Here is a 13,107-nt window from a genome sequence, read left to right as displayed (position 1 = left end):
GGAAATTTGTCAATCTTTATTTCTTAAAGATTGACCACTTGGTCTGTTTGTGGTAGGATCGTTTATGAAAAACAGACTAGATAGTTTGTTTTATGGAGGCTAGAATGAAAAGAGAAGAAAGAAATCAGATCAGCCGTCAGCGGATACTGGAGAGCGCAGCGAAGGAATTTGCGGAAAAGGGCTACGGATTAAGCTCAATCAATGTGATCTGTGCGGAGGGTGATATCTCAAAGGGAATTCTATATCACTATTTTAAGGATAAAGATGAATTATATCTGACGTGCATTCAGGATTGTTTTGATGGATTAACTGCTTATCTAAAGCTTGCTTTATCAAAGGCTGAAGCCAGCGTTCAGGCCCAGCTGGATCAATATTTTGCAGCACGCTGGGATTATTTTGATCAACACCCGCATCAGCTTCGATTATTCTGTGAGGCACTTTTATCAGCTCCGTCGCATCTGCGCTCAGCGATCGCTGAAGTACGTGTTGAATTTGATCGATATAACATTGAGGTCTTGGATACGATTTTGGGCCAGCTTACGCTGCGGCCGGATTTTTCTCGTGAGGAAGTGATTGATCTGTTTCGTCAGACCCAGGACTTCATCAATGCGCAATATGCAGGCCAAGGTCAAACCGATCCGGAAAACGGAAAAGAACGTGAGCAGCTTTGTCAAAGAGCCTTGGCAATTCTGCTGTACGGCGTCGTCGACGCAGAAAGGAAAGGCTTATGAGTCAGACCCAGAGTTCAATTTTAAGCGCTATGCAGCCATCAAAAGCGATTGTAAAGCTCGCGGTTCCGGCCACAATCGCATTGCTGGCAAAGGCTGTTTATAACATCGTAGATACGGCATATATCGGTATGCTACACTCTGATATCGCGCTGGCTGCCGTTGGTGTGACACTGCCGCTCTTGCTGATCATGGTGTCCGTAGAAAATATCTTTGCCGCCGGGGCTGCGGTGCTGGCGGGCCGGCAATTAGGCGCAGCGGATAAGCAAGGGGCCAATACTACGGTTACTACCATAATTGGAATCTCGATTCTGATCGGTATTCTGTTATGTGTTGGCGGAATCTTCTTCATGGAACCGCTGTTACGATCGTTTGGCGCTTCTTCCGCGGTTCTGCCGCAGGCCAAGGATTATGCGTTCTGGATGTTCATCGCTGCGCTGGCAAATTTACCGGCACAGAGTCTGAATTGTGCCGCCAGAGCGGAATCATCCGTGCGCATTTCCTCGATTGCGGTCATTACCGGAGCGGTGCTCAATGTTGTTTTAGATCCAATTTTCATGTTCGACTGGGGCTTGGGAATGGGGGTTGGCGGGGCTTCGCTGGCGACGACGGTTTCTCAGTTTGTCACTTTTGCGATCCTAATCATCTTTTATGTCAGTGGAAAATCACTGATCAAAATCCATCCTCAATACTTTAAACCAAATTGGAATTTGATAAAAACAGTAACCCTGATCGGAATTCCAACGGCGGTCATTCAGATCTGTTTGGCAGTTGCAACTTCATTAACCAACATGGCGGCTAAACCGATGGCAGATGCTGATTTGATTATTGCAGCCTATGGTGTGGTTCAACGTTTAGTGCTGATTGGCTGTTATGTGATCATGGGTTTTATGCAGGGATACCAGCCGGTCGCATCCTATGCTTTTGGTGCGAAGAACGAAGATCGGTTTCATGCGTGCGTGCAGTTTGCCTTAAAGGCATCGCTGTTGTTGACGATCATCGTAGCCGCGCTTTATATTGTCAGTGCCAGACCGTTGATTCAACTGTTTAATTCCAATCCGGCGGTGATTGAGTATGGTGCAAAACTGCTGATTTCTCAGGTTGTACTGTATCCGGCATTCGGGCTGTGTTATATGATGACGATTACGTTTCAGACGATCGGGTCCAGCCGATACGGCTTGTTTCTATCTCTGATTCGACAAGGCTTGTTCTATGTACCATTTATTCTCATCCTGCCGCCTTGGCTGGGGGTTAATGGAATATATTTTGCCCAGCCAGCAGCGGATCTGCTTACTTTGCTGATCTGTGTTTTGTCAGTAAAATCCATGAAGCGGATAGCCAGTCAAAATATGCAGCTTCATGCGTCCATTTCTTGATCTGAAAACACGAAAAAAACCGGCCTGATCCCAATATTGAAGTTTTTCGGATTCGGCCGGTTCTTAATTGTCAGATGATTTTTGATTCAGCACTGAAAATTTGCTTGCTTTATTCTTTCTTTAATCTGCGTGTAAAATTCAATTTTCAACTTGGCCGTTTGATGATGAGTCGTGCATGACTGTGGATTCAGCTTCCTGAACCGGAAACAGCCATGCTCCTAACGCGGCTGCGATGATCGTGCAGAGAATGATTGAAAAGCCCTCAGAAATCCAGCTGAACCACGGACATATCCGCAGGGTTACGCTTAGGATGACAGCGATGCCAATAACGACGGCTACCGATTTCAGCTGCCGGGCGACCGGCGCGATAATCGCGATGAACATTCCGTAGATCGCAACCGCAAATGCGGAGCGGATTGCCGTTGGAAGCAAGGCACTAAAGGCGCAGCCCAGAAAAGTACCCCCGACCCAGCCAGCCATTGGCGTCAAAATCAACCCCAGCATATACCGGAAATAGACAACGGGATGACTGACGGCAACGGCGAAAATTTCATCGGTATTGCCGAAGGCCAGGATCGCCTTCTGCCATCGGGATAAGGCAGGATCGAGTTTTTGGGCCAGCGACAGCGACATTAAGGCATACCGCAAATTAATGATCAGCGTCGTCAGCGCCATTTCCATGAAGGAAGCCTGAGCCTGAATCAAGGTTAAGCCCGCAAACTGACCGGCAGAAGTCAGATTTGTCGCTGAAATCATCACGGCTTCGCTGACCGACAAGCCGGCCGCCGCGGCAGCCATGCCGAAGGTAAACGACACGGATAAATATCCGAATGCAATCGGCAGTCCATCCCGAGCCCCCTGTTTCCATCCTAAACTGTTTTCGCTTCTCACTTGAAAAATCCCCCAACTCTGTTTTGATTTAACATTCATTCTAGGTTTTCTGCGCTTTTTCGTCAACTGTCCCAGTCAAAAAAATGCGCTTTCATCGTAAAAAATTGAGCATTGACCGTTGGCGAGGGACGGCTTTATGCTATAATAACGCTGTAAGAAAGACCGCCGTTCTGGATAACGGCGCAGAAAATATGATAGGGTGAATTTATGCAGCAATATGTTTATATCGTCGGTCATAAGAATCCGGACACCGATTCAATTTGTTCTGCCTTGGCCTATGCTGAACTCAAGCAGCGGCTGGGCGTCCATGCGATTCCGTGCCGCTTAGGCCCCCTCAACGAAGAAACCAAATATGTTTTAAAACGCTTCGGTCTGGAGAATCCGTTGTTGTTGAAAGATGCGCGTTCTCAGCTGCGGGACATTGACATTGATGAACCCACGCTGATCTCAACGAAAACCTCACTGAAAGAAGCTTGGGACGTCTTGTTCAAGGCTCGCAACAAGTCACTGTTTGTCCTGGATGAGCAGCAGAAACTGACCGGGATCGTTTCCACTTCCAATCTGGCTTCCCCGCGGATGATGAGCGATGAACTGATGCAGAAACTGATGAAAACCGCATCGTTATCAGCGCTGGCTAAAACGATCAACGGTGAAATTGATTACGAACCTAAAAACTTCAAGACCAACGGCAAAGTTTTCATTGTGACGCTCAATGACGGCACAAAATTTGAAGAAAACTTCAAGCATTCCATCACGATCCTTTCAGACGGCAACCGCAAACAACGGCAACTGCTGGAAATGGGAACCCGCTGCATGATTATTACATGCAACGAACAGATCAGCCCGGACAATCTGGAGCTGGCGCGCAAACAGGACTGTGCTGTCATCCGTACACCATGGGACACGATGAAGGTGGCCAAGGTCATCAACGAGGCATTCCCGGTGGAAAGTCTGATGAGCCGCAATCCGATTACCTTCCAGGATGATGAATATGTGGATGATGTCGCCAAGAAGATGGCGAATACCCGTTACCGCAGCTATCCGGTATTGGATATCGAAGGCAAAGCGGTCGGCGCCGTATCCCGCTATCATCTGCTGAATTATCGGCGCAAGAAGTTTATTCTCGTCGATCATTCCGCAAAGAATCAGGCGATCAACAACATTGAAGATGCCGAGATTGAAGAAATTATTGATCACCATCACATCGGCAACATTGAAACCTCGTATCCGATCTTTTACCGCAATCAGCGCTGCGGCTGTACCTGTACGATTATCGCGCAGCTGTATAAGGAAAACGGGATTACGCCGTCCGCTCAGATGGCTGGAATTATGATGAGTGCGATTATCTCCGATACATTGCATTTCAAATCCGCAACGACAACGCAGCTGGATAAGGATATCGCTTACGGTCTGGCGGAAATTGCCGGAGTAGATCTGGATCACTATGCCGATGAAATGCTGAGCGCTTCGGTGGCGCTTAAGGAGTCGACGCCGACCCAGATTCTCAACCGCGACCTGAAAACCTATGATATGGGAAAATACAAGATAGCGATCGGGCAGACCAACTATAAAAATATTGAAGACATTCAGGCAATCCTGCCGGCTTTCCGCGAGCAGTTGGAAAAGGAACAGACAACCAAGCAGTTTGATCTGATGGTCATGATGTTCTCGCATATCATGGCGGAGGGAACCATGTTCGTTTACAGCGGACCGCTCTCTTATGTGATGAATGAAATCATCGACACGAAGTTTGATGATCATTCAGGATATGATCATGACATCATTTCCCGCAAGCAGCAGCTGATGCCGAAGCTGTCTGTCATTTTGAAACAGATGTAAGACTAACGGTAAACCTATGAAAAAAATAACAGTCACACGCTGGCTGGGATCCGCGATCGTTGTCTTATTTCTGATCCTGCTGTTTGTGAATTATCTGGATATGGGCTTTAATGTCGCCTTGTATGATGATTATATGATTCATGACCGATCCAATCCGTTTATTCTGTGGAAGTTCTTTCTGATCTTGGCCGGACTGATTCTGGGCAGTGCGCTGGTCTGGCGGCTGAATCATTTGGAAGAGAACACGCAGAAAAAAGAAGATTCCTCAAAACCGGAATAGTCTGATAAAGGGCAGAAATGCCCTTTTTATAATGCCGATCAAGGCAATATCTGTTCTCTTCTTCATGACGAAAGAAAGTCGGAAGAAGCATCCGCCGACTTTGACAGCGTTTGGTTTTTTCGGCAGACTGCAGCGAGCTGAGGGAAGCATGTCAACGATTAATCCTCAAAAAGGAAGGTCATAAAGTCAGTTGCAGAAAAAGTGTAAAGTTCGCTTGACAAAATGTGTAAAGCTGACTATACTATAAATGTAAAGCTAGCTATACTATGGAGCGTGATAAATTGAAAAATCGAATTCAGGAGCTGCGCAAACAGCGCCGCTTATCGCAAAGTGAACTGGCCGATGCGGTCGAGGTCACCCGTCAGACCATCATCTCGCTGGAAAATGGGAAGTACAATGCTTCGCTGACCTTGGCGCACAAGATTGCCCGGTATTTCGGCTTGATGATCGAGGATATTTTCTTATTTGAGGAGGATGAATGAAATGTTGGCAAAAGCATTAAGTCAGGCTCTGCTCAGCGATGCAGAGTATACGAAAACGATAAAAAATCGCCGAAATCTTTCGATTCTGGGGGTCATGTTGGGGATCATCGTGATTGTGATCGCCAGTCTGTGGAAGCCTTCGGGTGAACTGGAATTTGCTTCTTTTTTAAAGGGAGTTTATATGGGAACAGGAACAGGCTTAGTCATCATTGGTGCATTTGACGTCTATAAAAAAATGAAGCTGCTGAAAAATCCTGAACAGCTGAAGCGAAGCAAAATTCAAGAAAAGGACGAACGTCAGGCCTTGATCGGCATGAAGACCAGTGCTTCGACCTTGATGATCATGATGGGATTGGAATATTTTGCGCTGTTATTAAGCGGAATGTTTAATTCCACGGTATTCTTTACTCTGTTAGCGGTGCTGGTGGTGCTGTTAGTCGTCATGATCGGCTGTAAAACCTACTACAGCCGTCGGATTTAGAAGGAGGCCTGAGATTATGTGCCGCCGTCAAAAACAAGCCTGGCCGTTAACGCTGGGATTATTCCTTAATGCTTTCGCTTTGATGCTGAATGGTCTTGTTGAGGAGCTGCCGCATGGATTATTCATTCTCATCGAATTGATTGCGATCGGTTTGATGTTATGGGGAATTGTGGAAAACCGCCGCTGTCGGGGATGATCTGCCTCCATGCTTAAGGGTGAAGCCTGGCCCTGTTTCATCAGACATCAGAAAATCAAAAAAGGGTCTGATCCATTGGCCGCAGGATCAGCCTTTTTTAGTTTGTATTTTTCTTGAAAATGACTCAACTCTCTCGTTTTGATGACTTTGTGCATTCTCTGTCGGAAATCGCTGGAAGACTCTGCGTTAAATGAGTATAATGAACATCAGGGAAAGGATGATGAATTCGATGATTTTAATCAAAAACGGCTGTGTCCATAACGGCCGGGGACAGGTAAAAAACACGGATCTGTTGATCGAAGACGGCAAGATCGTTCAAATCGGTGAGCATCTAAAGGCCAGCGGAGCCGAGGTGATCGATGCGGCAGGGATGCAGGTGTTTCCAGGCTTTATTGATCCGCTGAGCGACTGGGGAATTTTAGGCCCAGGCCGGGAAATCCGCGGCAATGCCAATGACAATGATGAACGCTCCGACGTCTTCACGCCGCAGCTGGATGTCAAGTATGCCTTTAACGGCCGAGGCATTACCCGGCAGCAGATCTATGCTTTCGGCATTACGGCGGTGGGCGTCGCTCCGGCCAACAACAATGTGTTCGGCGGACAGATGGCGGCTTTTGACGTTCATGGCGTCAATCCGATGAAGATGCTGATCAAGGAAAAGACAGGCATGAAAGCTTCGGTAACCGAAGCGGTGAAAGAGGCGTATGGATCCCGCAATCTGGCGCCAATGACCAAAATGGGCATTTTTGCGATGTTCAAGGAAAAGCTGGAGGCAGCCAAAAATTATAATCCAGAAGATGAAAAGACAGAACGAGATGAAAAACTGGCAGCTTTAAAACAGGTCGTTGACAAGCGGATGCCGTTGTTTGTCAGCTGCAATACGCCGACGGAGATTCGTTCGGTTTTGCGGGCAACCGCTGAGTATGACCTGGACTTGGTTTTCTGCGGCGGGTTTGGCGTCGATGGTACGTTGTCCGAACTGGCAGAGAAGCACTGCGGTCTGATCGTCGCCAATCCGGCCAATGGGTTTAATAAATATACGCGCAATACCGATTATGCCGGAATTGCCGAGCTGGCCCGACAGGGAGCGACGGTGGCTTTCAGCGCCGCTGACAATGGTTTCGGCGGCCGTGAGGATTTGTTGTGGTCGGCTTTGGAAATGCAGAAAGTGATCCACGATGATGAGGCGGTGCTGACAATGCTGACCTACAATGCCGCCAAACTGTTGGGAATTGAAAACCTGACAGGTTCGCTGGAAGAAGGCAAGCGTGCCGATCTTGTCCTGTGGAGTGCCAATCCGATCACCAGCTACAAGGGCGCAGTCGAAATGACGATCGCCAACGGTGAAATTTTGTATCGGAAAGGAGATGCGATGAAATGCTTCTTATAAAAAACGGGAAAGTGCTGACGATGGGGCCGCAGGGTGTTTTGGAACAGGCTGATGTGCTGATCGGCGATGACGGCAAAATTGTAAAAGTCGCCGCGGCGATTGAAGCCGAAGCCGCTCAGGTCATCGACGCGTCCGGCCGGATTGTCATGCCGGGAATTGTCGATGCCCACTCCCATATCGGCGGTTTTGATACGGACACCGGCGCTCAGGATCTCAATGAGCTGACCAAGCCGCAGACACCTGAAATTCAGGCTTACGACGGCATTAATCCGCTGGATCGTTCATTTATGGAATCAGCGAAGGCCGGAATCACAACCAGCGCGATTACCCCCGGCAGCGGCAACGTGATCTGCGGATTAGCCTGTGCCGTGAAATCCGCCGGAACGTCGCTGGCCAGCCGAACACTGCGCAATCCCATCGCTTTAAAAGCCGCAATGGGCGTCAATCCCAAAGGTGTTTACGGACCGCGGACAGCGATGCCGATGTCGCGCTTAGGGGTTGCGGATTTATTTCGTGATTACTTTCTAAAGGTGAAAGACTATCAGGCTAAAAAAGCTCAGGGTCAAACGGATCCGGAAAAAATGCCGAAGTTCGATCAGGGGCTGGAAAACGGTCTGTTGGTGCTGGAGAAGAAAATTCCGCTCAAAGTTCATTGTTATCAGCATGATATGATGTCGCTCTTGCAGCTGGCCGAGGAGTTTGATTTTGATGTGACGCTGGATCATGCGTTAGGTTCCAGTGATTTCTATGACGAGCTTGCTTCCAGCAAGCATGTCCGCGGTGTGATTTACGGGCCGTTAGGGGCTCCGTTATTTGGCGGGGAAGGCTGCAAGGTGGATATCGACTGTCTGGCGGAGCTGGATCGGCGCGGAGTCTGCTGCGCCATCATGACCGATGGCCCATGCTTTGTTCCATACATGATCATAACCCAGGCTGGCGAGGCCGTCCGCACTGGTCTGGATGAAATCCGGGCTTTGCATATGATTACGATCAACGCGGCCAAAATCATCGGCTGCGACGATCGCATTGGCTCTCTGGAAGCCGGCAAAGACGGCGATGTGCTGATTTTTGACGGCATGCCGGCAGTGGATACCGAAGCCAGAAATCTCTGCACGATCATCGACGGCAAGATTGTCTACCAAGCATAATCCCAAACAGGAAAGGCTTGCCGCAGTGGTAAGCCTTTGCTTGTTAAAAAGAAAACAGAGCCACCGGATTGCAAAGGCATAAAAAAACACACCGCAAGGGTGTGCTGAATGTATGTTTTAAACCTGACAGAAAAAGGGCAGAAATTAATAACGGGCAGCGATGGCGGAAACCATCAGGGCCTTCAGCTTTACCGGGCTGACGCGGCGAACGGACTGGGTTCCCATTTCCATCGCGGCGCACAGCTTGTCTACGCCCTGGACAACCCAGCCTTCCTTCGTCTGCGGACGCTGCCGGGACATCGGCCACATGTGATTGAGGATGCAGTCTTCCATAATGGAATCGACCTGCGTATACTGTTTGGCCATGGCCAGGGCAACCTGCGGATGAACCACGCTGTGACGGCCTTCGATCGGCTGTTCGTTGTTTTTCCAGTCATACAGGTAAAAGTCGTGAAGCAGTGCCCCGCGCGTAGCGCTGCGGACATTCAGCTCCAAGCGGCGGCTGATTAAAAAGGTATAATAAGCGACGTTAACGCAATGCTGCAGACGGGTGGTCTTGCAATGCTGAACATAATCGCGCAGCTCCTGAACGTCGTCAATATGCAGAATATCCTGAACCAGTTCCATGAATTCGCTGACCAGCGTTTCTTCGGAATCGGCGAAATTTTTACGGGATCCAATGGGTTTTTCCAATGAAATCACTCCTTTTGAAAAACTACAAGTCCCATAATAACAAGGTTCACACAGAAAAACAAGTTATCCTGTGTGAATAATTGCTGAAAAACAGAAAAAGAAAGGGAAAACTATGTTTTTAGATACGGTAAAAGCACAGCGATATCTCGATCGGGCTTTGGCTCGGGGCGGAGATTTCGCAGAATTGTTTGAAGAGGAAAAATGGACGTGCAGTGTTTCCATGCTCAACGGCAAAATTGAAGCGGCTAACAGCGGTGAACGCTGGGGTTTGTCAATCCGGATTTTTGACGGATTACGCACAGTCTATGGCTATACCAACGAACAGGACGATGAAAAAATCATGGCGGTGATCGATCAGCTGGCCGAGTCCATCGGCCGCAAACGGCAGGCGGAGTGCCGGCTTCTTCAGCCGCAGGAAATCGCAGATCAGCATGCACCGGAAATCCCGGTTCAAAGCGTGACCCTAAAGCAGCGCCGCCAGTTAATGCAGCGCGCCAACGATGCCCTTTTAAGCTATGATCCTGTGATTAAAAAAGCCATGGTTAATCTTGCCGATGAAGATCAAACCGTCATCATCGCGTCCAGTGAAGGTAAGTTTGTCCGTGACAACCGTCAGCGGACACGGATGCGCATGCAGGCGGTAGCCGTCGAGGGAGATCGGATGCAGAACTCCGCGAAAGCGCCGGGCGCTCATGCCGGATATGAATTCTATGATCAAATCGACATCGAAGCCATGGCTCAGGATGCTGCCCGCACAGCCAAGGTGATGCTGAACGCCGATGAATGTCCAAGCGGAGAAATGACCGTGGTCATTGACAATGGCTTCGGCGGCGTCATCTTCCATGAAGCCTGCGGACATTCGCTGGAAGCCACCAGTGTCGCCTACGGCAATTCAGTCTTCTGCGGTAAGTTGGGGCAGAAAGTCGCCAGTGAGCTGGTCAACGCCGTCGATGACGGAACGATTCCGCACGCCTGGGGCAGCAATAACATCGATGATGAGGGTTACCCATGCCGACGGAACCTGCTGATCGAAAACGGGATCCTCAAGGGCTATCTAATCGATCCGCTGAACGCTCGGCGGATGGGGATGGAAGCGACCGGTTCTTCGCGCCGTCAGGACTACACGTTTGAGCCGACTTCCCGGATGACTAACACATTTTTGTTAAATGGAACCTCGACGATGGAAGAAATCATTGCGGATACCCCGCTGGGCCTGTATGCGAAGCGTTTAGGCGGCGGTTCAGTCAATCCGGTTACCGGTGATTTCAACTTTGCGGTACTGGAAGCCTACATGATTCGCGGCGGTCAGATTGCCGAACCAGTAAGAGGTGCGACACTGATCGGCAACGGAGCTGAAATCCTGTTTAAAATTGATAAAATCGCAGATAACGGTTCACGGGAACAGGGGATGTGCGGATCCAAGAGCGGTTCCATTCCCACCGATGTGGGACAGCCGACAATCCGTGTCCGTTCAATGACCGTCGGCGGCAAAGGAGGAAAACTGAAATGATCGCAGAAACACTTTTGAAATTTGCCCGGGAAGAGGGCCTGGAAGAGGCTGAGGTCTATCAAAGTCAAACTCAGACACTGCGCTTTGATATCCTTGATCAGCAGTCACGGCAGTTTGTCGTCTCGGATTCAAGCGGACTTTCGCTGCGGGGAACCCGGAAGGGGCGCTGCGCCAGTGTTTACAGCGAAAAAACAGACGAGGCTTCACTGCAGGCCTTGGCAGTACAATGTCGTGAACTGGCGGATGCTTTGGAAACCGAGGATACCGTTCTGTTTACACCGGGCCAGACACCGATGACGGATGATCGCAGCGATAAGACGCTGGCCAAGCATACGGCATCGGAAAAAATTGAATTCATGAAAAAGATTGAAGCAGCCGCCTTGAAAAAAGATTCCCGAATTCAGCGGGTATCTGCCTGCGGCTATCAAGAGGTCGCTTCCCTGACGACTCTGGCCAACACCCAGGGATTACAGGGAACCCGCAGTTCTACTTTAGGTCTGATCACGCTGAGCGTCATTGCGTCGGACGGCAAGGAACAAACAAATGGGTTCAGCTGGCGTTCCATCAAGGATCTGACATCCCAGGATGCGGATGAGCTGGTCGAAGAAGCGGTACAGGAGGCGGTGTCCAAGCTCTCTGCCGTACGGATTCCTTCCGGCCGTTATCCGGCGATCCTGCGTTATGATGTCGCCACAGATCTGCTGGGTTCTCTGTGGTCGATGTTCAGTTCGGAACAGATTCAGAAAGACCTTTCGGTATTGAAGGATCGTCAGGGACAGGCGGTTATGAGTCCGTTGATCACGATTGTCGATGATCCGCAGCTTCCTGATGGTTTTGTCAGCTGTGACTTTGATGATGAAGGCGTCCCGACCCAACGCACAGTCTTGGTTGAAAAGGGCGTGTTTAAAGAAGCGCTTTATGATCGGAAAAGTGCGCTGAAAGCGAACCGAGCCTCGACTGGCAATGGATTTAAAAATGGCTGCAGCAGTCCGGTTCAGATTTCACCGACGAATTTGCTTGTCGAGCCGGGAGATCAATCCCTGGACGCCATGATGGCTCAGATCGAGGAAGGCGTGCTGATCACTGATCTGCAGGGACTGCATGCAGGATTGAATCCGCTGACGACAGATTTCTCATTGCAGGCCAGCGGGTTTAAAATTGAAAAAGGTCAAATTGCCTATCCGATTCACTTAATTACGATCGCTGCCAATTATTTGGAAATGATGAATTCGATCGTGGCTGTGGGCAATGACGGCCGGCAGGATTTAAACGGTGTGCGCTGCAGCTCGCTGTATGTAGAAAATTTGGCGATATCTGGCGAGTAATTACTCCATTAATTATTACATTCATTGAAAACACAGAGAAATCTGTGTTTTTTATTTTTACTAAAAGTGCTGGAAATTTTTACCTTTAGCGTATAATTGCGTTTTGTATAGGGTTTTATATAGAATGGAAAAAGGAGGAAAGATCATGACTTGCCAAATCTATGGCTACGTACGAGTATCGACGAAGGATCAAAACGAAGATCGACAGATGATTGCGATGTTGGAATTCCCGGTCCCTGAAAAGAACATCGTCATCGAGAAACAAAGTGGAAAAGACTTTAACCGCCCACGTTACCGGCGGCTGATCCGCAAAATGAAAAAGGGCGATCTGCTTGTAATTAAAAGCATTGACCGCCTGGGCCGCAACTATGAAGAAATTATTCAGCAGTGGCGGCATCTGACGAAAGAAAAAGGCATTGACATTGTGGTTTTGGACATGGCGCTTTTGGATACGCGGGAAGGAAAAGACCTCACCGGCACTTTGATTGCCGATCTGGTGCTGCAGCTGTTAAGCTATGTCGCGCAGACTGAACGTGAAAATATCCGGCAGCGGCAAAAAGAGGGAATTCAAGCCGCAAAACGCAAAGGTGTTCAATTCGGAAGACCGAAGATTCCGGTTCCCGATCAATTCAATGAACTACGTCAGCAGTGGAAAAATCAAGAGATTTCATCACGGCAGGCGGCCTCGCAGCTTGGCGTTTCGCACGAAACCTTTTTGCGGTGGTGCAAGCGGCAAGCTTAGTTTTCGGCTCGTCATCTAAAAAAGTA

General features: G+C 49.1%; 14 protein-coding genes. 12 read left to right on the top strand and 2 right to left on the bottom strand.

The features are described 5' to 3' along the window. Positions 1 to 104 precede the first annotated feature (104 nt). A complete protein-coding gene (locus BN162_RS06540; protein ID WP_020224290.1) occupies positions 105 to 731 on the top strand; it encodes a TetR/AcrR family transcriptional regulator in 627 nt (208 codons plus the stop codon). Next, a complete protein-coding gene (locus BN162_RS06535; RefSeq protein WP_020224289.1) occupies positions 728 to 2,104 on the top strand; it encodes an MATE family efflux transporter in 1,377 nt (458 codons plus the stop codon). Before BN162_RS06540 ends, BN162_RS06535 begins: the two co-directional genes overlap by 4 nt. A gap of 138 nt (positions 2,105 to 2,242) precedes the next feature. On the opposite strand, the gene BN162_RS06530 is transcribed toward BN162_RS06535, so the two are convergent. Then, positions 2,243 to 2,995, bottom strand: coding sequence for an AzlC family ABC transporter permease (locus BN162_RS06530; RefSeq protein WP_040451588.1), 753 nt, complete (start codon positions 2,993 to 2,995; stop codon positions 2,243 to 2,245). A gap of 207 nt (positions 2,996 to 3,202) precedes the next feature. Here BN162_RS06530 and BN162_RS06525 point away from each other — a divergent pair, with 207 nt between their 5' ends. From BN162_RS06525 to BN162_RS06495, 7 genes are all read left to right on the top strand, one after another. Beyond that, the gene (locus BN162_RS06525) at positions 3,203 to 4,834 is read left to right on the top strand and encodes a putative manganese-dependent inorganic diphosphatase (RefSeq protein WP_020224287.1); all 1,632 of its coding nucleotides are present in this window, start codon (positions 3,203 to 3,205) and stop codon (positions 4,832 to 4,834) included. A gap of 16 nt (positions 4,835 to 4,850) precedes the next feature. After that, complete coding sequence (locus BN162_RS06520) at positions 4,851 to 5,114, top strand: hypothetical protein (RefSeq protein WP_020224286.1); 264 nt, start codon at positions 4,851 to 4,853, stop codon at positions 5,112 to 5,114. A 281-nt stretch (positions 5,115 to 5,395) separates the two neighbouring features. Then, complete coding sequence (locus BN162_RS06515; protein WP_040451586.1) at positions 5,396 to 5,596, top strand: helix-turn-helix transcriptional regulator; 201 nt, start codon at positions 5,396 to 5,398, stop codon at positions 5,594 to 5,596. A gap of 1 nt (position 5,597) precedes the next feature. Continuing rightward, positions 5,598 to 6,077, top strand: a complete 480-nt coding sequence (locus tag BN162_RS17790) for a DUF2178 domain-containing protein (protein ID WP_020224284.1) — start codon at positions 5,598 to 5,600, stop codon at positions 6,075 to 6,077. Between the two features lie 16 nt (positions 6,078 to 6,093). After that, positions 6,094 to 6,273: a hypothetical protein gene (locus tag BN162_RS06505; RefSeq protein ID WP_020224283.1), complete on the top strand. Its 180-nt coding sequence runs from the start codon at positions 6,094 to 6,096 to the stop codon at positions 6,271 to 6,273. A gap of 229 nt (positions 6,274 to 6,502) precedes the next feature. Then, a complete protein-coding gene (locus BN162_RS06500; RefSeq protein ID WP_020224282.1) occupies positions 6,503 to 7,663 on the top strand; it encodes an amidohydrolase family protein in 1,161 nt (386 codons plus the stop codon). Further along, positions 7,651 to 8,811 (top strand): amidohydrolase family protein, encoded by a 1,161-nt coding sequence (locus BN162_RS06495; RefSeq protein WP_020224281.1) that lies wholly within the window; start codon positions 7,651 to 7,653, stop codon positions 8,809 to 8,811. The genes BN162_RS06500 and BN162_RS06495 overlap by 13 nt, the downstream gene beginning before the upstream one ends. A 144-nt stretch (positions 8,812 to 8,955) precedes the next feature. Here the strand turns inward: BN162_RS06495 and BN162_RS06490 are convergent, their stop codons facing one another. Then, positions 8,956 to 9,513 (bottom strand): HD domain-containing protein, encoded by a 558-nt coding sequence (locus BN162_RS06490; protein WP_051032510.1) that lies wholly within the window; start codon positions 9,511 to 9,513, stop codon positions 8,956 to 8,958. 103 nt (positions 9,514 to 9,616) lie between these two features. Between BN162_RS06490 and BN162_RS06485 the strand changes: the two genes are divergently transcribed. From BN162_RS06485 to BN162_RS06475, 3 genes are all read left to right on the top strand, one after another. Further along, positions 9,617 to 11,014, top strand: coding sequence for a TldD/PmbA family protein (locus BN162_RS06485; RefSeq protein ID WP_020224279.1), 1,398 nt, complete (start codon positions 9,617 to 9,619; stop codon positions 11,012 to 11,014). Further along, the gene (locus tag BN162_RS06480) at positions 11,011 to 12,339 is read left to right on the top strand and encodes a TldD/PmbA family protein (RefSeq protein ID WP_020224278.1); all 1,329 of its coding nucleotides are present in this window, start codon (positions 11,011 to 11,013) and stop codon (positions 12,337 to 12,339) included. Before BN162_RS06485 ends, BN162_RS06480 begins: the two co-directional genes overlap by 4 nt. A gap of 145 nt (positions 12,340 to 12,484) precedes the next feature. Further along, positions 12,485 to 13,081 (top strand): recombinase family protein, encoded by a 597-nt coding sequence (locus BN162_RS06475; RefSeq protein WP_020224277.1) that lies wholly within the window; start codon positions 12,485 to 12,487, stop codon positions 13,079 to 13,081. Positions 13,082 to 13,107 lie beyond the last annotated feature (26 nt).

Origin of the sequence: Holdemania massiliensis AP2, assembly GCF_000327285.1 — a bacterium.
Lineage (GTDB): Bacteria > Bacillota_I > Bacilli_A > Erysipelotrichales > Erysipelotrichaceae > Holdemania > Holdemania massiliensis.
This window is presented reverse-complemented; position numbering and strand designations above follow the sequence as displayed.